At 53.1% G+C, this 22,948-nt stretch carries 16 protein-coding genes; all 16 read right to left on the bottom strand.

All coding sequences use genetic code 11. The annotated features are described in order from the left end of the window. Nucleotides 1-11: 11 nt before the first annotated feature. Nucleotides 12-536 carry an urease accessory protein UreE gene (gene ureE, locus H8K38_RS15575; protein ID WP_186885885.1) on the bottom strand — a complete coding sequence of 175 codons (525 nt, stop codon included), beginning with the start codon at nucleotides 534-536 and terminating at the stop codon, nucleotides 12-14. A 4-nt stretch (nucleotides 537-540) separates the two neighbouring features. Next, complete coding sequence (ureC, locus tag H8K38_RS15570; RefSeq protein ID WP_186885764.1) at nucleotides 541-2,238, bottom strand: urease subunit alpha; 1,698 nt, start codon at nucleotides 2,236-2,238, stop codon at nucleotides 541-543. Beyond that, on the bottom strand, nucleotides 2,235-2,561 hold the full coding sequence (locus tag H8K38_RS15565) for an urease subunit beta (protein WP_186885763.1): 327 nt from the start codon (nucleotides 2,559-2,561) through the stop codon (nucleotides 2,235-2,237). Before H8K38_RS15565 ends, ureC begins: the two co-directional genes overlap by 4 nt. An 8-nt stretch (nucleotides 2,562-2,569) precedes the next feature. Beyond that, on the bottom strand, nucleotides 2,570-2,872 hold the full coding sequence (locus H8K38_RS15560; protein WP_186885762.1) for an urease subunit gamma: 303 nt from the start codon (nucleotides 2,870-2,872) through the stop codon (nucleotides 2,570-2,572). Between the two features lie 300 nt (nucleotides 2,873-3,172). Further along, nucleotides 3,173-4,084 carry an urease accessory protein UreD gene (locus H8K38_RS15555; protein WP_186885761.1) on the bottom strand — a complete coding sequence of 304 codons (912 nt, stop codon included), beginning with the start codon at nucleotides 4,082-4,084 and terminating at the stop codon, nucleotides 3,173-3,175. A 30-nt stretch (nucleotides 4,085-4,114) separates the two neighbouring features. After that, nucleotides 4,115-4,813, bottom strand: coding sequence for an urea ABC transporter ATP-binding subunit UrtE (gene urtE / locus H8K38_RS15550; protein WP_186885760.1), 699 nt, complete (start codon nucleotides 4,811-4,813; stop codon nucleotides 4,115-4,117). A gap of 51 nt (nucleotides 4,814-4,864) precedes the next feature. Beyond that, nucleotides 4,865-5,719, bottom strand: coding sequence for an urea ABC transporter ATP-binding protein UrtD (urtD, locus tag H8K38_RS15545; RefSeq protein ID WP_370587105.1), 855 nt, complete (start codon nucleotides 5,717-5,719; stop codon nucleotides 4,865-4,867). Then, nucleotides 5,716-6,798: an urea ABC transporter permease subunit UrtC gene (urtC, locus tag H8K38_RS15540; protein ID WP_186885759.1), complete on the bottom strand. Its 1,083-nt coding sequence runs from the start codon at nucleotides 6,796-6,798 to the stop codon at nucleotides 5,716-5,718. Before urtC ends, urtD begins: the two co-directional genes overlap by 4 nt. After that, complete coding sequence (gene urtB / locus H8K38_RS15535; RefSeq protein ID WP_186885883.1) at nucleotides 6,798-8,429, bottom strand: urea ABC transporter permease subunit UrtB; 1,632 nt, start codon at nucleotides 8,427-8,429, stop codon at nucleotides 6,798-6,800. Before urtB ends, urtC begins: the two co-directional genes overlap by 1 nt. A gap of 236 nt (nucleotides 8,430-8,665) precedes the next feature. Beyond that, on the bottom strand, nucleotides 8,666-9,919 hold the full coding sequence (gene urtA, locus H8K38_RS15530) for an urea ABC transporter substrate-binding protein (RefSeq protein ID WP_186885758.1): 1,254 nt from the start codon (nucleotides 9,917-9,919) through the stop codon (nucleotides 8,666-8,668). Between the two features lie 670 nt (nucleotides 9,920-10,589). Beyond that, complete coding sequence (locus H8K38_RS15525; protein ID WP_186885757.1) at nucleotides 10,590-12,035, bottom strand: mannose-1-phosphate guanylyltransferase/mannose-6-phosphate isomerase; 1,446 nt, start codon at nucleotides 12,033-12,035, stop codon at nucleotides 10,590-10,592. 48 nt (nucleotides 12,036-12,083) lie between these two features. Beyond that, a complete protein-coding gene (locus H8K38_RS15520) occupies nucleotides 12,084-12,836 on the bottom strand; it encodes an isoprenyl transferase (RefSeq protein ID WP_186885756.1) in 753 nt (250 codons plus the stop codon). Nucleotides 12,837-13,039: 203 nt separating this feature from the next. Beyond that, nucleotides 13,040-14,995 carry an exodeoxyribonuclease V subunit alpha gene (recD, locus tag H8K38_RS15515; protein ID WP_186885755.1) on the bottom strand — a complete coding sequence of 652 codons (1,956 nt, stop codon included), beginning with the start codon at nucleotides 14,993-14,995 and terminating at the stop codon, nucleotides 13,040-13,042. After that, nucleotides 14,992-18,693, bottom strand: coding sequence for an exodeoxyribonuclease V subunit beta (recB, locus tag H8K38_RS15510; protein ID WP_186885754.1), 3,702 nt, complete (start codon nucleotides 18,691-18,693; stop codon nucleotides 14,992-14,994). The genes recD and recB overlap by 4 nt, the downstream gene beginning before the upstream one ends. Further along, nucleotides 18,690-22,124, bottom strand: coding sequence for an exodeoxyribonuclease V subunit gamma (gene recC, locus H8K38_RS15505; protein WP_186885753.1), 3,435 nt, complete (start codon nucleotides 22,122-22,124; stop codon nucleotides 18,690-18,692). The genes recB and recC overlap by 4 nt, the downstream gene beginning before the upstream one ends. 274 nt (nucleotides 22,125-22,398) lie before the next feature. Continuing rightward, a complete protein-coding gene (locus tag H8K38_RS15500; protein ID WP_186885752.1) occupies nucleotides 22,399-22,935 on the bottom strand; it encodes a response regulator transcription factor in 537 nt (178 codons plus the stop codon). Between the last annotated feature and the right edge of the window lie 13 nt (nucleotides 22,936-22,948).

Genomic DNA, 22,948 nt, shown 5'->3' with positions numbered 1-22,948 from the left:
TCTTTTGTTGTTTACTGCTTATCCGAAGGGCGATGTATGCGCTGTCGCAAGGGTATCGGCGCCAGCGGATTATGCGGATGCATGTCATCGCCACCATGATGATGACCACCGCCGTAAGCGCCAGCCTCGGGCTCAAAACTCGCCATCTCTTCAGTTACGACCGCGTTCAGGCCTTCCAGCATTTCTTTCAGCACCGGGTCTTTGCGGATACGTAAAAAGCCATCGCCGAGTTGCGCCTGCGTGTGCCGGTTTCCCAGATGGAAGGCGCAGCGCAGCAATGCAAACGCATTCGCACATTCGACTTTGTAAGTAGGCTCAGCCGCCGCCAGCACCTGAATAATGCGGCCATCGTTTGCCAGCATCAGATCGCCATCACGCATCACGGTGCCGCGCACGGTGAATACGGCCACGTCTTCACCGCTTTGCAGCGTCGCACGCAAACGTGATTTTTCGCGCAATTCATACGGCAGAATAAGTTGGCCGTCGATCTGAGGCGCATTCTCACTGCGTTCAATTTTGGTTTGGAGTGTCAGCATCATGTCAGAATAAAAAATAGCGCTGTGCCATCGGTAAAATCTTGGCCGGTTCGCACACCAGCAATTCACCATTCGCACGTACTTCATAGGTTTCGGGGTCTACTTCCATCTTAGGCGTGAGCCCGTTGAGGATCATGTCTTGTTTGCGTATCGTGCGCGTGTTCTTTACCGGAATCAGGGTTTTAGTCAGTTTCAGTTGTTCCGCTAATCCGGCATCCAATGCCGCCTGCGAAACAAAGGTGAACGACTTTTTCAGGCCGCCGCCAAACGCGCCGAACATCATGCGGTAATGCACAGGCTGCGGTGTAGGAATCGACGCATTCGGATCGCCCATCTGCGCCGCGGCGATCATGCCGCCTTTCAGTATCATCGATGGTTTCACGCCGAAGAACGCGGGTTTCCACAACACGATATCGGCAATTTTTCCAACTTCCAGCGAACCCACCGCATGCGAAATGCCATGCGTGATCGCCGGATTAATCGTGTATTTAGCGATGTAACGCCGGGCACGGAAATTATCGTTATGGCGACTGTCTTCCGGTAACGCACCGCGCTGTTGTTTCATCTTATCGGCGGTTTGCCAGGTGCGCATAATCACCTCTCCAACGCGCCCCATCGCCTGCGAATCCGACGACATCATCGAGATCGCCCCGATGTCATGCAGAATATCTTCGGCAGCAATCGTCTCACGGCGTATGCGCGATTCGGCAAACGCGATGTCTTCTGCAATCGCAGGATCAAGGTGATGACAGACCATCAGCATATCCAGATGTTCATCGAGCGTATTGACGGTGTAGGGCCGGGTCGGATTGGTTGACGACGGCAGCACATTGCCCTCGCCGACTGCGGCGATGATGTCCGGCGCATGGCCGCCGCCCGCGCCCTCGGTGTGGAAAGTATGTATCGTGCGGTCTTTGAATGCGGCCAGCGTGTGCTCTAAAAAACCGCCTTCATTCAAGGTGTCGCTATGAATGGCGACCTGCACATCCATGTTGTCGGCCACACTCAGACAATTATCAATGGCCTGCGGCGTTGTTCCCCAGTCTTCATGCAGTTTCAGGCCTATCGCACCGGCGCGGATCTGCTCTTCCAGCGGCAACGGCAGGCTGACATTGCCTTTACCTAAAAAACCTAAATTCATAGGAAACGCATCTGCGGCCATGATCATGGAATGCAGATGCCACGGCCCCGGTGTGCAGGTCGTCGCCGCAGTGCCGACCGCAGGCCCGGTGCCGCCACCAAGCATGGTGGTTACGCCGCTCATCAGTGCTTCTTCTATCTGTTGCGGACAAATGAAATGAATATGCGAATCAATGCCACCGGCAGTCACGATCATACCCTCGCCCGCAATGATTTCAGTCGCACCGCCAATCGCCATATCCACACCGGGCTGGATATCAGGATTGCCCGCCTTGCCTATGCAGGCGATCAGGCCGTTTTTCAAACCGATATCCGCCTTGACGACGCCCCAGTGATCGAGAATCACCGCATTCGTGATCACGGTATCCATCACACCCGCATGCGGGCGCTGAGATTGCCCCATGCCATCGCGTATCACTTTGCCGCCGCCGAATTTGACTTCTTCGCCATAGATTGCGAAGTCTTTTTCGATCTCAATAAATAAACCAGTATCTGCAAGACGAATACGGTCGCCGGTGGTCGGGCCAAACATTTCGGCATACGCCTGACGCGAAATTTTCATGCGTTGTTCTCCTTCGCATCCAGTGCGCCCATGACTTTGCCGCTGAAACCAAACACCCGCCGTTCACCTGCCAGCGCCACCAGCTCAACCGTGCGTTGCTGCCCCGGCTCAAAGCGCACTGCGGTGCCAGCAGCTATATTCAAACGCATGCCATACGCCGCCTGACGCTCAAATTGCAGCGCCGGATTGGTTTCAAAAAAATGAAAATGCGAGCCCACCTGAATCGGCCGGTCACCGCTATTAGCGACCGTCAGCGACGTCGTCTGCCGCCCCGCGTTCAGCTCGATATCGCCGTCAGCGATCAGCATTTCTCCCGGAATCATGTGGCCTCCTATGGAATCGGATGATGAACGGTCACCAGCTTGGTGCCATCAGGAAAAGTCGCCTCAACCTGAATATCAGGAATCATTTCAGGAACCCCTTCCATCACATCGGCACGGCTCAATATCTGCGTGCCATCGGACATTAGCTCTGCGACGCTTTTACCATCGCGTGCACCTTCCATGATCGCCGCAGTAATCAGCGCCACCGCTTCGGGATAATTCAGTTTCAGGCCACGCGCCTTGCGTCTTTCCGCCAGCAGCGCCGCCGTAAAAATGAGTAGTTTGTCTTTCTCTCTCGGGCTCAGATCCATCGTTCTCTTTCCTCATCTGCATACACAATGTGTTGTTGACAGAAACAGCAAGAATCAAACCAGCCAGAATGCACCAGGCGCTAACGGCTACGCACCGCCGAGAAATGGCTGGCGCATCAAATGAGTGCGGACTGATTGATTTTAGTGCGACTGGGGATGCGACGGAAATTCTCTTAGCTGCCGAAAGGGATTAGCGTTTGTATTCGCTCGCGCTGCAGATATCGCATTGATACTGGTACGATGACTTTAGTAAATAGCAGTCGTCGGCAAAACAATGCGAATCTCTGGAAAAACCAACACTCAGGTATTCCAGATGCGCGGTATGCGTGCAGGTTCTCTGGCGATGACGGGACGCAGGTGTTGCCAGACCAGTTGCATCCATGCGCGGGCGACTTCGCTGGAATTGCCGAGATAACGCGCGACCAGCACTGACTTCATTTGCGTGACGCCACATAAAGCCTGGGGTTCGCGCGCATCCAGTAAGGCGCGGCTTTCTTCACGTAATTGCAAAAGCTGTGCGCTGCTGAGCATGGCGCCAGCCGCCAGCACCATGCCGCTGACGGAACGACCAGCAAGCCCCAGCGGACTTTGCATGGACTCGCCTTCGCCCTCCAGACAACCTTGCTCAAACCAGATCAGTTTGCCATCACGATAAATGCGGCTGTGTTGCCAGATGCTGCCGCTGGTATAGGTTTCACCGGCAGCGGTGCGGCCAAAACACAGAATGTCGGACGCGATGACGGCGGCATTGCCGCTGAGGTGGATATCCTGATGCAAGGATACGCAGGCATCATCAAAAAATATGGTTTCTTGCGGCAGCCATTCCATGACCGCGCCGTCAGCGACATGTAGCACCACAGCTTGCTTGGATGTGTAGCCATTGCCGCGATACCATTTGGCGGCACCGGGCGTCGTGATCAGTGCGTGGGTTCCTGCGCCCAGCGTTGCGCTGATCTGCAATTCGTCGCCGCCGACCACGCCACCGGGAGGATGAATAATGATCGCGTGGCAAATCTCTGTACCTTCGGGATACAAAGGCTTTTGCACCCGCAGCGGGCCGCTGTGCTGACGCTCAGTCAGGCGTGTGGTTGCTGCATCTCTGGCGAACCCCAGTTGCAAACGCGCCTGCCAGTGTTTTTTCTCTGGCGCGGATGGTGATGCTGATGATACAGATTCAGGGTCAGGCGCAGTAACAGTGACGGGCAAACTCATGCAGACTCACAAGAAAAAACAAGAACCACACTATACCGCCAGATGACGTTTGATATCATCGCCATCCATTAAATCCTGTGTACCGGACGCCACGACTTCGCCGCGTGACAAGACCACAAACTGATCGGCCAGTTCACGTGCGAAATCAAAATACTGCTCGCACAGCAGAATGCCCATATCGCCGCGTTCACGCAAGAGCCGGATCACGCGGCCTATGTCTTTGATAATCGATGGCTGTATGCCTTCGGTGGGTTCATCCAAAATAATCAGCCTCGGTTCCGCCAGCAAAGCGCGGGCAATCGCGAGTTGCTGTTGCTGACCGCCAGACAAATCACCGCCACGCCGGTGCAGCATTTCCTTTAGCACAGGGAATAACTCATACACTTCGCCTTTGATCGTTTTGGCGCGTTTCGCTGGCAGCGTGGCCATGCCCATCAGCAAATTATCTTCCACTGTCAGACGGGCAAAGATCTCGCGCCCTTGCGGCACATAGGCGATACCGGCTTTCGCCCGCTCGTGCGGCGCCAGCTTATTGATATTGCGCCCTTCAAACACAACTTCGCCCTGCGACGCTGGCAGCACGCCCATCAGGCATTTGAGTAAGGTGGTTTTACCGACGCCGTTACGCCCCAGCAAGGTCAGGCATTCACCTTTTTTCAAGGAAAGGGAAATGCCGCGCAGCGTATGGCTGGAGCCGTAATATTGATGCAGTTGATTAACTTCTAGCATGATTTTCCCGATTTAAACGACGGCTGCAGACTGCCTGACATCATCTTATTTTCAGCGCCCCAGATAGACTTCGATCACACGTTCATCCGCCTGCACCTGCTGCATCGTTCCCTCTGCCAGCACGGCACCTTCGTGCAATACCGTGACCTTGCCCTGCTGCGCAATCTCGGTCACGAATCCCATGTCATGTTCCACCACCATGATCGAATGTTTGCCGCGCAATTCATTCAGTAATTCGGCGGTGCGTGCGGTCTCGGCATCGGACATGCCTGCCACCGGCTCATCCAGCAGAATCAGTTGCGGCTCCTGTATCAGCAACATGCCGATTTCCAGCCATTGTTTCTGCCCGTGCGACAACAAACCGGCGAGGCGTTTTTCTTCGCCCTGCAAACGTATCAGTTGCAAAATTGCCGCGATCTTGTCGCGCTGTTCGCTATTCAATCTGGCAAATAAAGTGGTCTTGACCCGCTTATCCATTTTCATGGCGAGTTCCAGATTGTCGAATACGGTGTGTTGCTCAAACACCGTGGGGCGCTGAAATTTGCGACCGATACCTGCATGCGCAATTTCGACTTCATTCATCTTACTCAGATCCATGGTCTGGCCAAAAAATGCGGTGCCCGATGCAGGCCGGGTTTTGCCGGTAATCACATCCATCATGGTGGTTTTACCGGCACCGTTCGGACCGATGATGCAGCGTAATTCACCGACAGAAATATCCAGCGTCAGATGATTGATCGCTTTAAATCCGTCAAAGGAAACAACAATATCTTCCAGATACAGAATCGCACCATGCGTGGTATCGACACCTGCCTGCCGGACTCTGCCATAAGAAACACCCTGATCGCCGGTCGCCGATCGGTATTGCTGGCCGGGGCGCAATACACCACTCATCACGTAGCTCATGCTGACTCCCCACGTTTGCGCAATTTACCGGCTAAACCCAATATGCCTTGTTGCATGAATAGCGTCACCAGAATAAACAATAAGCCCAGGGCGTATAACCAGAGATCGGGAAACGCCGCTGTAAACCAGCTCTTGAGCCCATTCACAGTGAACGCCCCGATAATCGGGCCGAGCAAAGTGCCGCGTCCGCCAACGGCGGCCCAGATCACCATCTCGATTGAATTTCCCGGCGACATTTCAGACGGATTAATAATGCCAACCTGCGGCACATACAAAGCCCCGGCAATGCCGCACAAGACCGCAGACAAGGTCCAGATAAACAACTTGAACCATAAAGGATCGTAGCCGATGAACATCAGGCGGGATTCGGAATCCCTGACCGCCTGCAACACCCGCCCGAGTTTGGACTGCACGATCCAGCGACACAAAAATAAGGCGGCCAGCAGAATCACTAAGGTGGTCAGATACAGCACCGCTTTCGTGCCAGGCGCGGTAATGCTGAAACCGAGGATGCGCTTAAAGTCAGTAAAGCCGTTATTGCCACCGAAGCCTGTGTTATTACGGAAAAACAGCAGCATGAAAGCAAAGGTCATCGCTTGCGTAATGATGGAAAAATACACGCCTTTGATTCTGGAACGGAAAGCGAAATAGCCAAAGATGAACGCCAGCACGCCGGGCACCAGCACCACCAGCGCCATGCAATACCAGAAATGATCCGTCAGCGACCAGTACCACGGGTAGGTTTTCCAGTCGAGGAACACCATGAAATCGGGTAAGTCGCTTTGATACACACCATCACGACCAATCGCACGCATCAGATACATGCCATGCGCATAAGCGCCGAGCGCAAAAAAGACGCCGTGTCCCAAAGATAAAATACCGGTGTAGCCCCACACCAGATCCAGCGCCATCGCCGCCAGCGCATAACACATGAACTTCGCAACGATACCGATCACATACGCCGACACATGCAAGGTATGGCCTGCCGGGAACAGCAGATGCAACACCGGCAGCAAGGCGGCGATCAGCGCCAGTATGACAATGCCCGTCCATGCCGGACGTGAAAATAAATGGCGCATCAGTCGACACTCCTTCCCTTGAGTGCAAACAAGCCCTGCGGTCTGCGTTGAATAAAGATAATGATGAACACCAGAATCACAATTTTGGCCATCACCGCACCTGCCACTGGTTCCAGAAATTTATTCACTTCACCGAGGCCAAATGCCGCAATCACGGTACCCGCCAGCTGGCCGACACCGCCCAGCACCACCACCATAAATGAATCAACGATATAGCTCTGTCCCAGATCAGGGCCGACATTCCCTAACTGAGACAAGGCAACGCCGCCCAGCCCCGCGATGCCGGAACCCAGACCAAAGGTCAGCATATCGATCTTGCCGGTCGCTACGCCAACGCAATCGGCCATGCGGCGGTTTTGCGTCACAGCACGCACAAATAAACCCATGCGGGTTTTATTCAGGATCAGCCAAACCGCAAACACCACGGCCAGAGAAAAGAAAATAATGATGATGCGGTTGTAAGACAGCACCAGCGAGCCCATCACCGTGACGCCGCCAGACATCCAGGCAGGATTAGCGACCTCGACGTTTTGCGCGCCGAACACCGAACGTACGCCCTGCATCAGCATCAGGCTGATACCCCAGGTACAAAGCAGGGTTTCCAGAGGACGGCCATAGAGCCAGCGAATCACCGTGCGCTCGAGCACGATACCGACCATGCCCGACACCAGAAAAGCCGCTGGCACAGCCAGCAATAAATAAGCGTCAATCGCGTCCGGAAAAAAATGCCGGAACAGTGACTGACAAACATAAGTCGTGTAGGCACCTATCATCAGTAATTCGCCATGCGCCATATTGATGATGCCCATCAGCCCGAACGTGATCGCCAGCCCCAGTGCTGCCAGCAACAACACGCTGCCGAGTGAAATGCCGTAAAACAGATTGCCGACAAATTCAGTGCGGGCAATGCGGTTGTTGATGGCATTGAGGGTGGCCACCGCTGCGACGCGTATGCTTTCATCCGGCTCGGCATAACTACCATCAGGACGTTGGGTAATCATTTCCTGCAATGCAGGTTTCAGATTTGCATTCGCACTGGTGACGAGTGTTTTAACCGCCGCTTTACGAATGGCGGGATCTTCTGCATGCAGATTCACGGTCGCGATCAGCATTTGCAGCAATGCGCCAATTTCAGGATCTTTTTCTTTGACATACGCCTTATTCAGTAAAGGCAGTTGTTCCGGCGTCGCTTCTTTTTGCAACGCATGCGCCGCCGCCAGACGAACTGCGCGCTCCGGCGCAAACAGCTTCAGACCAGATAAGGCGCTGTCGAGCACAGCACGCAAGCGATTGTTAATCGCAATGACGTCAGCGCCGTCAGGCAAAGCGACTTTTTTGCCATCGGCTAAGGCGATGAACTGCTCGCCATCAGGCAGAAAAACCTGATCGTCTTTGAAATACAATTCTTCATTTTTAAGTGCAGTCAACACTTTCGCGGCTTCATCATTCGCCAGTGCGGCTATCGTATTGACGGCAGCGATACGCGCATCAGGATCATCACCCGCCAGCGCTTTAAGCTGACTCGCGTCGATCGCTGCGTGCGCTGTTGCCGGTAGCAACACAGCGAACAAGACGCTGAACAAGATGCCACGTAATCTGCCACGTGATATGTCACGCAAGATGCCGGGCATAGTGACAAGCAGGCGTGCCAACGTTTTCTGGAATGTCATAGTTCTGCAGACGCATTCATTCGTGGAAATTTCTTGAAATTCTGTTGTAGGCGGAAACGGGAACATGCCGCTTCCGCATTGGCAGACCAAAATTGGCAGATCAAAGCCAGGCAACATTCCCCATACGCGCGAGCAACGACCTGGTCAGTCGGGAAAACACCAGGAAGGCTCACGCAAGGAGAAAACTGCAGCGCTGCTTACAGCTTTTGCTTACCTTCATTGCCCTTGATATACGGGCTCCATGGTTGCGCACGGATAGGCGCTTTGGTTTTGTAGACGACGCTGAACTGGCCGTCTGCTTTAATCTCACCGATCATGACGGGTTTATGCAGATGATGATTCGTAGCGTCCATGGTCAGTTCAAAGCCGGATGGCGCTTTGAAAGTCTGCCCGCCCATCGCTGCGATCACTTTATCGGTATCCGTGGATTTGGCTTTTTCCACCGCTTGCTTCCACATATAAATGCCAACGTAGGTTGCTTCCATCGGGTCATTCGTCACCACGGTGGCAGCATTCGGCAATTTTTTCGCGACCGCATACGCCTTCCATTTTTTGATGAACTCGGCATTCACCGGATTTTTCACAGACTCAAAGTAATTCCATGCGGCCAGATGACCGACCAGTGGTTTGGTATCGACGCCGCGCAATTCTTCTTCACCAACCGAGAACGCAACGACAGGCACATCGGTCGCTTTCAGACCGGCATTACCAAGCTCTTTGTAAAACGGCACATTCGAATCGCCATTAATCGTCGAGATCACGGCTGTCTTGCCACCGGCAGAAAATTTCTTGATATTCGCAACGATGGTCTGGTAGTCAGAATGACCAAACGGTGTGTAGACTTCATCGATATCGCTGTCTTTCACGCCTTTGCTATGCAGGAAAGCGCGCAGGATTTTGTTGGTCGTGCGTGGATAGACATAATCCGTGCCCAGCAACACGAAACGTTTTGCCGCGCCGCCCTCTTTCGACATCAGATATTCTGTCGCCGGTATCGCTTGCTGATTCGGTGCAGCGCCGGTGTAAAACACGTTTTTCTCCAGCTCTTCGCCTTCATATTGCACAGGGTAAAACAGCAGGCTGTTCAATTCTTTAAAGACTGGCAACACCGATTTGCGTGATACCGATGTCCAGCAACCAAACACCACCGACACTTTATCCTGCGACACTAACTGTCGCGCTTTCTCAGCAAACAAAGGCCAGTTGGATGCAGGATCAACAACGACGGCTTCCAGTTTTTTACCCATGACGCCGCCTTTGGCATTGATTTCATCAATCGTCATCAGCGCCACGTCTTTCAGCGACGTTTCGGAAATCGCCATCGTTCCTGAGAGGGAATGCAAAATGCCAACCTTGATCGTATCTGCTGCGAATGCCTGAGCCATCCAGCCCGATGTAGCGAGCGCCATTGCGCCAATTGCTGTTGCTTTCAAAACCGTACGACGTGTCATGATTTCTCCTGAAGGTGGTGGGTAACAAAGAAACTGCAAGCTTCACCAGCCTATGAGCAGATAGCGTGCCACGTTCGCAAAAAGCCTGAAAAATCTGCCAGCGCATCCTGAAATAGAGAGAATTTGGGGGAGTATATGCAGAAAACAGCCTTATCTCCTTATGAATATTGGGCTGCTTTACATACTGGGGGGGAGTATATTTAGCGCTTGCGGAGGCGTTTTTTCGGCCTGGCGAGGCTCTGTCGCTGTGCGGGGTGCGCCAGCTTGAGATAATTTGCGGCGCGAATGCCCCATAAGGTCTCAGTGCGGACGCAGTTGTGATTTCAGATCTGTGCGTGATTCGGGCAGACAGGCATCTGCCTGAACCAGAACGGGGCGAAAAGCATCTGAATCTGAAACGCGATGCGCTTTCTGTCTTTTTCGGTGCAGCCCTGCATTCGCATTGTGCGCAATGAATAAAAGCAGCGCGCAAAAAAAAATACGGAGACTGTCTGTTCAGTCTCCGTACCCTTGTTCTGGACGGTGGCCAACCCGCTATCTGCTGATCCGGCACACCTTGTTACCGTCATACATATCAGTTGTATGTACAGTAACTGAGATGAATCATACCAAGAAATTGTGTCATTGCCATGACATACATCAAAAGAATTGTGCTTGCCTGGCGCCGCATTTACTTCGTACGGCCATAGGTGTCTTCAAAACGGACGATATCGTCCTCACCCAGATAACTGCCGGACTGCACTTCGATGATTTCCAGCGGTATCGCGCCCGGATTCGCCAGCCGGTGCACCTCACCGAGCGGAATATAAGTCGATTGATTTTCCGTCAGCAGCATGACTTTATCGCCGCAAGTAACTTCCGCGGTTCCTCTGACCACGACCCAGTGTTCCGCGCGGTGATGATGCTTTTGCAGACTCAGGCTGGCACCGGGCTTGACCTGTATGCGTTTGACCTTGAAGCGTTCCTCTTCATCAATGCTGTCATACCAGCCCCATGGGCGATACACCTTGCGATGTAAAGTATGTTCCTGCCGCCCCTGCTGCGTTAATTGCGCCACGATCGCCTTCACATCCTGACTCTGACGACGATCGGCCACCAGCACGGCATCCGGCGTTTCGACGACCACCAGATGATCAATGCCGACGGTGCTGACCAGGCGGCTGGACGAATAAATCAGGCTATTACTGGAATTGGTCTGCATCACGTCGCCATAGGTCACATTGGCTTGCGCATCCTGTTTGCCGACCTGCCAGACCGCGTCCCACGCGCCGAGATCGTTCCAACCGGCGGCCAGCGGAATCATGCGTATGTCAAAAGCTGACCCCGGGCATTTTTCCATCACGGCATAATCGATAGAGTCTGCAGGAATCTTGACAAAAGCGGCCGCGTCGGGGCGGATGAATTGAGCATCACTGTTTTTTTCCGACCAGGATAATCTGGATGACTCAGCAATATCAGGCCGGAATTGCGCCAGCGCTTTGAGCCAGGTGCTGGCTCTGAGCACAAACATGCCGCTGTTCCAAAGGTACTCGCCGCTGTCCAGATATTGCTGCGCCGTCGCGGCATCCGGCTTTTCAGCAAACTGCGCGACTGCAGATTCGCCAAACGATGCTGCCTGCCCGGTTCTGCGGATATAGCCGTAGCCAGTTTCAGGGCGATCAGGCGTAATGCCTAAAATAATGATCGCGCCATCGCTGGCGGCACGCACGCTCTGCTGTAATGCGTTGGTGAACGCGGCATCATCCTGTATGGTCTGATCTGCCGGCGTCACCACCAAGACGGGATCATCGCCGTTGGCCGTGGCTTCAAGCGCCGCCAGCGTCAATGCCGGTGCGGTATTTTTTCCGGTGGGTTCCAGTAACAGACTGGCCTGAACTGACTTCATTTCACGCAATTGATCGAGCGCCAGAAAACGGTGCTCTTCATTGGTCACGATCAGTGTAGGACTGACCTGAATATCGGCATCGGCAATCGCATTCACGCGTTGCACCGCTTGTTGAAACAGGCTGGTGGTGCCGGATAACACCAGAAACTGTTTAGGAAAACCAGCGCGTGACAAGGGCCACAGGCGGGTGCCTGAGCCTCCACATAAAATTACCGGAACAATTTTAGTCATTGATAATTCCCGCCTGCATTACATAAAAAATAGCGTTGCTATGCTGTTTTAATCAGCAGATTCCAGCAACTGTTCGCTGGTTCTGCCGAAGCGACGCTCGCGCTTCTGGAACGAGGCAATCGCTTCGTCCAGCGATTTTCCATCGAAATCCGGCCAGTAGGTATCGGTAAAGAAAAATTCGGAATAAGCCATTTGCCAAAGCAGGAAATTCGATATGCGCGCCTCGCCACCGGTGCGTATCAGCATATCTGGCGGCGGCGCGTAGGCCATAGCCAATTTTGATGACAGCATTTCTTCGGTAATGCTGTCCTGATCCAGCCCTTCACGAATCAAGGCATTACAGGCATTGACGATATCCCAGCGACCACCGTAATTGGCGCAGATCGTCAGCGTCAGCCCGGTATTGGCGGCGGTTTTTTCTTCCGCATTGCGGATCAGCTCTTTGAGTTCGGTGTCAAACTTGCTCAGATCACCAATGATTTTCAGACGGATATTGTTCTGGCACATATTGTTAATCTCAAGTACCAGCACTTTCCGGAACAACTTCATGAGCAGAGAGACTTCCTCCGGTGGACGACGCCAGTTTTCTGAGCTGAACGCAAACAAAGTCAGATAGCGCACGCCGCGATTACAACACGCTTCCACCACTTTATTGACGGCATTCACCCCTTTGGTATGACCGGCAAAACGGGGCAACAATCGTTGCTTCGCCCATCTGCCGTTACCATCCATAATGATTGCGATATGTTCGGGGATGTTTCCTGATTCAGCCTTGGCGGGCTTACTTAAGTCTTTACTCATACAATTTACATTCTTTATTTAACACGTCTATCCAAGATAACAACCTCCAAGAATGTCACAACGTTGATACGAGCACATCAATTTCGAAGGTATCAGTCATCAGTCCACGCTCCGGGCGACTTATCTGGTACGCGGGGGATTATAAAAGACTTCACCGGAAACCAAAGGATTAATCTGCAATTCAACTCTGAATTTATTTTCAATTAAACAATATTTAACTCTTCTTGCAAGCCACTCGCCCGCAGCGTCAGACGCCCGATTGCATGGCCTAGCACACCGGATACCGGCGTCAGCAGGCTGAAATTCTGCTTTGCCCGCGTAATACCGGTATAAATCAGCTCGCGGGTAATCACCGGTGACGCTTCGGCTGGCAATACCATGACCGTATGCTGAAATTCAGATCCTTGCGATTTATGCACGGTCATCGCGAACGCGGTTTCAACATGGCGCAAACGTGAGGTCAGCACGTGGCGCAATTTGTCGCCATCCAGAAAATAAACCCGTTGCACCTTATCTTTACTGAAGTCAGGCAAGGTCATACCGATGTCGCCGTTAAAAACACCGGTGCCGTAATCGTTACGCGTAATCATCACCGGACGCCCGCTATACCATTCGCTACGGCTGTTGATGTGTCCCAGTTGATGCAGGTGTCGCTCGATAGACTGATTCAAACCGCTGACGCCCCAATCCCCTTCTCTGACTGCGCACAGAATACGGAATGATTCGAATGCTCTGAGAACGGCGATCACCCATAGATGAAACTGCGCTTCGTCGCCGCCCTGCGGCCTTTGTGCCAGCAATTGCAGATAAGTGGAATAACCGCCCTCCGCGCCAACCCTGCCATGCAAAGCCATTTGCAGCATCGCTTTTTGCTGGGCAGATTCGGCCCAGAACAGGACTTGCGCATCTGCCCTGCGCAAACAATCAATCGCAAGCTCCGTCTGCCCGCTGTTCACAGCCAATGCCAGCGCGCCGATGGCACCGCTGAACCTACGGCTCTTTCTGAGCATCACGGTCTGCTGTGCTATCACGCTGCCATCGGCAATGAACTCTGCCGGAATCTCTTTGCCGCAGGCACTTGCAATATAGCGCGCTGTGGCAGGCGAGTAATTTCCGGATTCGGCGCGATCGCACAAATCGCCCAACACCGCCCCCGCCTCTACCGATGCCAACTGGTCTTTGTCGCCCAGCAAAATCAGCATGGTGGAATCTGGCAGCGCCGCTAACAGTGAAGCCATCATTTCCAGATGCACCATCGATGCCTCATCCACGATCAGCACGTCAATATCGAGCAAATTCCCGGCATGATGCCGGAATGCCCGCGTATCGGGGCGAGCGCCCAGCAAACTATGCAGCGTACGCGCAGCACCGATTCTGTTGGTCAGCTCCGCCAGCGGTAGCGCCGGACCAATTTTCTCCGCGAGTTCAGACAAAGCGTGATCAATCGCCTGCTTCAGGCGCGCTGCGGCTTTACCGGTCGGGGCAGCCAATGCAATACGCAAACGTTCAGGATGCGCGGACAAGGCAAACAACAAGGCCAGCAGCCGTGCCACGGTGTAGGTTTTCCCCGTACCCGGCCCGCCAGTAATGACAGAAAAATGGCTGCGGACAGCAATCGCACAAGCGGTCTTTTGCCAATCTATCTCGTCGGAAGCGTTGAATAAGATATCCAGCCAGCGCGACACTGCTGCCACATCGACAGGCATCAAAGCAGATGCGCGTTGTCTGACGGCAGAGGCAATCGCCATTTCATGCCGCCAGTAGCGACGCAGATACAGGCTGTCTCTGTGTAACACCAGCGGTTGCTGCTGATCGTCCCGGCCCGCCACATCAGGCGCATAAATTTGCGCCGAACTGCTGAGCACATGCCGCCAGCTATCAGCGTCAGCAGGCAAATCCATATCAGCGATCAGCGTTTCCCACAGCGACACATCCCATCCCAACAAAGCACAAGGATCAGTCACCAAGGCTTCGAGTTTGATACAACTATGACCAAGCGCTTCGAGTTCGCATAACAAGCCGACGATCAGCATCTGCCGCTGATCCTGCATGCCAAGGCTGTGCATGAAGCGCACAAACGCGACGGACAAAAGGCGGACATGACCACGCTCTGCATATTGTTTGAGCCGTTCCAGCACTGGCGGTGTCGCTACCATCATGATGGGATTTCCTTTGTATCAGCAAATTTACCACCGTCAGATTTACCAGCAGCAGACATATCGCCTGCCGCCGAATCATCGTCGCGCATCATCTGATCGAGTCTGGCGAGAAATTCCGGGTCTGCCTCAAGATGGTAACAACCATGCGTCTCTTCGTTGGCAACGCCGCGCATAAAGAAAAAAATCGCACCACCAAGATGGATGTTAGGGTCGTAAGCCTCACCGATACGCAACTGCAACAAGCGGTGTAAGGCCAGCATATAGATCGCACCCTGCACATCATATCGATGCGCCGCCATGGCAGAGGCGAGACCCGCTTTGTGATAACTCAGATCGTCAACACCAACAACATTCGACTTGTAATCCAGCACCCAGTACTTTCCTTCATATTCAAACACCAGATCGGCAAAGCCCATCAGCAAACCATGCAACTCGCGTTCACTCAGGGCATCGCGTGGTATGCCGTCCAGAAAAAATTCCTGACATAAGCGATCAATTTTCTGCGCATTCACCCGCTCACACGGAAACCAGAATTCCATCTCGGGCAGAAAAGTCGGCAGCCCGATCAGGCTGACATTCGCTGGCAATAAGGGAGTCGTGACGATACGCCTTAGCCAGACGATGATATCGTCCAGATGATTATCCCAGCCCGCGCGCTGACAACGGGAAGTCAGTCTGGTATCAAAGCTGTCGGACTCTATGAAATCAAAACCCTCGCCCGCCATCCATTCGAGCTGCTCATGTAAAAATTGTCCCGGCATCGCACCACGCGGAAAACGATGCCAGGCGCTGTTGCCCGATGCCGATACAGGTGCGGTGTCATCGTCTTCCAGCAGCTTGCTGTCCTGCACCCGGGTCATATTGCCGGTGGCCGTCATACCGCGTGTCAGCGAGGTAAAACTACCAACCGCCCAGTCGCGTTCAAATTCCTGCGTGTATTCAGGAATATCCACCAGACTTTGCTGTGCCTCATGACGCGTGTAGAAACTCACACCGGGTAAATCTTTTACATTCAGTACAGCGATGTCATCGCAACTATCGCTCATATCATGCAGAGCATCGTTCAGTGCAGCCGCCTTGAGTGTCGCTTCCCCCGCCAGCAGATAGCCAAACGCAGACTCGTGTATTTTGTCCTGATTCGAGGAGATACCCAGCCACAGCGCATGCACGGCGCGGGTGACCGCCACATAAAACAGGCGGATGTCTTCTTCTTTTCTGGCGCGGTTCACCGCATCCAGCGCTGCCTGCGACAAAGTAAAATCAATTTTCCGCTCACCGGATTCATCGACGTAATCAAAGAAACTGCGGTTCATCCGTGTCGTCACCCGGGTCGACACGGCAAATGGCAGATAGACCAACGGATATTGCAAGCCTTTGGATTTATGTATCGTAATCACCTTGACCAGTTTTGCATCGCTTTCCAGTCGCAAGATGTGTTCGTCGCTGTGCTGACTGTCGTCCGCCATTTGCTCCGCCAGCCAGCGCACCAGCGATTGTTCGCCATCGAGTTGCATGCTGGCCGTTTCGAGTAATTCAGCCAGATGCAGAATATTGGTTAAACTACGTTCGCCGCCGACTTCGCTGAGTAATTTTGCCGGTAATTCCAGCATGTGAATAAAATGCCGGATCGCCGCGAGTACGCCCTGACGTTGCCAGACAGAGTGTAGTTCTTTTAATTGCCCAGTACAGGTCTCCCACGCTTCATCGTCAGACGCCAGCGTGACCAGTTGCGCGATACTGAGTTTCGCTGTTTTGGTGGCAAACGCAGCGCGACCGATAGTATCATCCAGCGGATTGGCGAATGCATGCAGCCAGCGCAAGACATCTCTGGCCTCGTCGCTATTGAGTACCGAGTCTTTATCTGACAAATACACGCTGGCGACATTTCTCTTTTGCAGCGCGCTGCGGATCGCTTCGGCTTCAAATTTATCCCGCACCAGAATCGCGATATCCGCCGCCTGCAATCGCTGAAATCGCTGCGATCCCTGCGCGTTCTGAAAACCGGTTTGCGAGCTATTCAATTGCGTCACAATATGCTCGGCACAGTGTTCCGCAAAAAAATAAAGGTACTCGTCTTTTTTCATATCCGGATTCGCCGATGCCCATAGATTCAGCGCTTTGACGTCGCCATCGGCATTGACAAATTTTTCTGCCCGGCCATGTGCAGCGACCGCTTCAAACGGCATAGGATCAGCTGCGGCACGCCGGAACCGGAAAGCACCCGCGGCAAACGCGGCGTCTTCATTCGTTTCCGCGTGCAGAAACACATGATTCACGGCATGCACCAGCGCATGGGTGGAACGGAAGTTAGTGCCTAGTAAATAATGCCGGCCCGTGGTCGCTACGCGGGCTGCCAGATAACTTTGTATATCAGCACCGCGAAAACCATAAATCGATTGTTTAGGATCGCCAATCAGAAACAAGCCCTGCGTCGCCGCGTTCTCGTTAATGCGATAAATCGCGTCAAAAATCGCATACTGATCTGGCGATGTATCCTGAAATTCATCGACCATCGCCACCGGATATTGCTGACGGATACGCAGATTCAGTGCAGCCGCATTCGGTCCGCTGACTGCTGCACGCAAGCGTTGCAACATATCGTTAAAACCAAACTGGCGACTGCTACGCTTGAGCAAATCCGCACGGGCAACGATGACAGAAACGGCATGCCGATACAGCGCATGCTTCATCGGTTCGATCTCCCGCAGCTTTGCAGCGAGCGGTGCTATGTCGTTAAATACGGCGGGAATATCCGGCTCATATCCTTTATTGCATGCGCTCAGTAAGGCATCCGGTGTCAGCTTTTCTGCTGCAGTTTCAAAGCCGTCCGGCCATAGCTGCGAGGGTGTCTGTGCCCAGACTTTGAGACCTGCCAGCCACTTATCCAACGAGGCGGGTTTTAATTTGGTCGCACTGAATTGTTTCGGTGACGCCTCTCTTTGCGCGGCAAACCATTGCATCATCTGATCGGCTTTCTCTGCCCAACCAGCCTTCAAATTAACCAGAATTTTTTCCTGTTCCGCCAATGTCTGCGCAATAAAAACGGATAAAGGCTGCGTGATACGCGCACCGAGCAAACCGGCAAACGGCACCAGCTTCAGCACCGCTGCCGAAAGTGCAGGTGCATCATTCCAGAACGAGGTCACCAGCGAAAATCCATTGCTATCAAGCGGATACACCTGCTGCCGCCAGTAATCCAGCGCGGCATTTTCGAGTAAGGAAGACTCGCTGGCGATCAGCTCTTCATCGAACAGACAAGCACTATCAAACGCATGCTCTTTGAGCATACGCTGACACCATGCATCGATCGTAAAAATCGCCGCTTCATCCATAGCCTGCGCCGCCATACTGAGTCGATACGCCGCCTGTTGTTGCAATTCCTGCGTAGGATAAGCCTGTATCAATTCGCTGATGAAATGATCATTCGCGGGCACCTCACCAGACCTGAAGTAGCCAGCAGCTTCCGTCAGTCGCTGCCGTATGCGATCCGACAATTCTCTGGTTGCGGCGCGCGTGAACGTCATCACCAGAATTTCTGAGGGATGCAAAGCGCGTTGAAACGCATGCTCGCCACGGTGCCCCAGCACCAGACGCAAATACAATGCAGCGATGGTCCAGGTTTTCCCAGTTCCGGCACTCGCCTCTATCAGGCGACTGCCATGTAAAGGAAAGCTTAATGGATGCAGTAGATGGCTCATTCTGATTCTCCCGTCTCTGTCGTCGCACTCAGAGGCGTTACCTGAATCTCACGCGCCCATTGGAATAAGGGCTCATACAATGTTCTGGCGACGTTTTCCCAATCAGGCTCGGTACTTAACGCAGAAAAATCAGGCCACATTCTGGCCAGATACGGACTCTCAACTTCGCCGCTCATGTTATAGCCACCATCATAGGTTTGTTGTGGGTTATCACCTGCAATCAGCGCCAGCGCGGTCTTACAGGCGACTGGTAAAATACCATCAAGACCCGCGCGCCAAAATGCAATCAGCGTTTCCAGTGTTGCTGTCGCGGCAGCCTGCGCCAAAGGCGGCATGCACAGGCTGGCATCGCGTGCGACCAGATAAAAAGTCACAGGATAATTCAGGCTGGCGGCGACTAATTGCCTGATCCAGATATCAATCACTTTATCTGCACGTAATTCGCCCTTGGTATTGCATACTTTGCTGGCGATCTGCATGATGGAAACGGTTTGCTGATCATCAGTACGCAGGTTTTCCAGCCAATCCGAGATACTGATATTCTGATAGCGAAACTGCACCGGCAACTTCGCTGCAGGATCGGGGAATAATTCACATAATGTCAGCCACGCCGTTTGCACCGGCATCATTTCAGCCACCAGCAGACGCTGCCATTTCTGCCCCATAAAGCCTACCGGCAACAACCCCTCACGTGAAAGCTGCGCCGCTTTTTCAGTCAGTTTTGTTTCAAGCTCAGCGATATTCCCCGGTACATCACCGCTATTGATCAGCCTGTCATTCAAAAAATATTCTTGTAAAGCATCGAGATTAAAAGGCTCCTCAGTACCCGTCATTTGCTCTTCATCAGCAAATTGCACCCCTAAGCGCTGTTGAAAAAAATGGGCAACGGGCTGACGGACGAAGCGACTCAATTCTCTGAGTTTCAGACTCAGATCGGCATCATCTCCCATGACAGGAACACTATGATCAGCCGCAAACTGTTGCGCTTGCTGTTGTGTTTGTAGCTGCGTTTGCAAATACGCGGCACCCCATTCCCGCGCATACGTCAGCGGCCGGTCCGGCCCTGCAAAAAAATACGCGCGGCTGAATGCCTGCATAGGATATTCATGAGTGTGATCTTGCAAATCAATATCCCAGCCCGCATTCAGATAATCACGCAACTGAGATACCAACACCGACGGCGGCTGCTCGGAATTATCACGGATATTTTTCCCCACCCAGCTGATATATAGCCTGGATCGCGCTGCCAGAATCGCTTCCAACATCAGATACCTGTCATCGTCACGCCGCGAACGATCACCGGGTCGCGCCATGCCTTGCAGGGCCAGCAAATCAAAATCCACCTGACTCGTCCTGCGTGGAAAATCACCTTCATTCATGCCTAACAGACAGACCAGTTGGAACGGCATCGAGCGCATAGGCATGAAGGTACAGAAAGTCACACCACCAGAAATAAAGCGATGATTCAGCGTTGCCTCATCTATCGATGCCAGCCATGGTTCGCGAAAAACCGCCAGCGGAATCGCTTCGTCAAAATGCGCCTGCTCACATGCATTCAGATACTTGTCGAGTGACTCATGCAGTCGAGCCAGCAACACCCTGTCGTTCTCGCCGGATACGGCAAAAAAATCAGTCAGTAATTGCCGCGCCTGCTCGGCCCAGACCAGCGGTGTCTGCGGTAATGCAAGTCTGTTTTGCCATGCAATCAGCGCTTCGACAAATTCGGCAAGACAGCCCGCCAGTGCAGATGACAGCCCGCCAACTTCAGCATACGGCTCTATGTCTAGATAGTGTAGCTGAGCGCCATTGGCATAACCAAGCAACATACGGCGAATGCCAAATATCCAGGAATTTTGCTCACCAGTCGCGCCCAGCCCCAAGCCGTCCCTATGCTGTTGATTTAAGCCCCAACGGATTCCGGCACCATTAATCCAGGTCTTCAGTACCGGTAAATCTTCTTCATCCAAACCAAAGCGAGCTGCAATCGCGGGAACTTCCAGCAAATCCACAACTTCATTCTGCTGACAGCGCTGCTGCGGCAGGCGTAATAACCAGTCGAGTGCCACCATCACCGGATTCGTTTTACGGTCAGAGACGTCGCCGATCTCATACGGAATATAACGTTGATCCGTCCGTTTATATTGGCCGAACACGGCGCGTATTGACGGTGTGAACTGTGCAATATCCGGCACCATAACCACCACATCACGCGGACGGATCGTGTCGTCTTCTTCCGCAAAAATCCGCAACAGACGATCATGCAGAATCTCAACTTCCCTCTGGATACTATGCGCCAGATGAAACTCTATCGACGTATCTGTCGCGGCAACTGGCGAACGGGGATGTTCCGCTAACGGCAACAAATCGCGTATCGCCGCCTGCACTTGCGTCAGCAAAGAGTGTCCTGCATCTTCTGAAAATAAATCAATTTTTAAACCGGCAAAACCTGTGCGCGCCAATTCAGCCTGATCAAACTCATCGAGCATGCGGACGAAGTCGCGCCCCAGACGCCCCCACCCGGCCAGTAAAGGATGTGCGTGTGCATGCAATTCTTCAATCGGGATCAGGGATAAATCGGTTTGATTACGCAAACTTTGCCGCTTGAACTGTGCCTTGAACAACTCGCGCCCCTCGATAATATCTCCCCAGAAATACTGACAGGGATTGGGCACGGCGAGTATGACTTGCGTATGATGGGCCAACGCAGATAATGCTTCCAGTGTCTGCCGCGGCAACGCAGAGACGCCGAATAAAACCACCCGGCGTGGCAATGGTGTGGCTGGCGCAACACCGCCGGAGGCCGCGCCCACAAAGCGACGATGCACATTCACGCGCCCCAGCAAACGCTCGGCCTCAGGTAAATCAGCCAGAATCGCTCGCCATAATTTGGCCTGCCAGCGCTGATCTGCCGGCAATGGTACGAGCTCGCCGTTCGCGCGACGCAGTTGATCCAGCCCCAGACTCCAGTCCTGTAACCAGTCAGTCCGGTACACCTGATATAAATCGATCAGATCTGCCAATCTGGACACCAGTTGATAGCGCCGTTCGGCATCGCCATCGGCCAGAAAATGTTTTAACGGAGAAAAATCACTGTCCTGCAACAGCGTCGGAATCAAACGCATCAGCCGCCAGGTCAGGGGCATTTTATCGAGTGATGACGTTGAGGGTATCTCTGCTTTACCGAGCATGGAACGATAGATCGTCCACAAGAAACGACCGGGCAGTTCGATACGATTCGCCGCGCTGATGTCGAAATTCTCTGCCAGCGAAATTTTGAGCCACTCAGCCACACCATTCGACTGCACCAGGAAAATGTCTTTTTCCAGCGGCGACAAGGGGTTGCGTCGTATCCACTCAAATACGGCCGCACTCAACTGCTCCAACTGATTACTGTGCAAAATAATCAGCCCTGGCTTGATCACTGAAGGCATAAAAATAGGCTAAAAACTGTTATGGGATAGCAGAAACAGGAAAGTCCTGCTCACCTGCCCGCGGCTGAGCAGATGCCAACGCTCCGGAGCAAGCTAAGCTGCCCGGTATTTTTACATAAGTCACTCAGGGAGATATTAAAATTTTACCGCTGGTGCGTATGTTCCGCAGCGTATGAACACTCAGCAATACCATCCCGCAGATGGGACAGAACAAAGACATCAATCGGACCGGGTTAATGCTGATTCACAAATACCCTGACGGATAATCCGCATATCATTTCACGCGCTGCTTACTTAGCTTACGTGCCAAAGTGCGTCTGTGCATACCCAGACGTCGCGCTGCTTCGGAGATATTGAACTCGGATTCCACCAGCACTTCGTGTATGCGTTCCCACTCCAGCGTTTTAATTGAGGTCGGACGATTCGTCAGCTCCAGATCGGTGACACCGGCGACATGGCCGAAAGCGGCTTCAATATCATCGGTATTCGATGGCTTCGCTAAATACTGGCAAGCACCCAGTTTCACGGCTTCCACCGCAGTCGCAATGCTGGCAAAGCCGGTCAGCACCACAATCTGCATGGACGCTACTTGCTGATGCAACATCTGCACACAGGCAAGCCCGGAAGCATTGCCGTTTAATTTCAGGTCAACGACCGCAAACTGCGGAGAGTGTGACTTGAGTATTTCTTCTGCCGCTTCCAGACTTTCTGCATGCAATACGGTATAAGCACGTCGCTCAAACGAACGACACAGGGTACGCGCGAATGCAGTATCGTCCTCGACAATCAGCAACAGACGACTTTCTGACATATTCAAACCTTTT

This window comes from Undibacterium sp. FT79W, assembly GCF_014284215.1.
GTDB lineage: Bacteria > Pseudomonadota > Gammaproteobacteria > Burkholderiales > Burkholderiaceae_D > Undibacterium > Undibacterium aquatile.
Note: the sequence above shows the minus strand (reverse complement) of the source record. Positions and strands in the feature narration are given on the sequence as shown.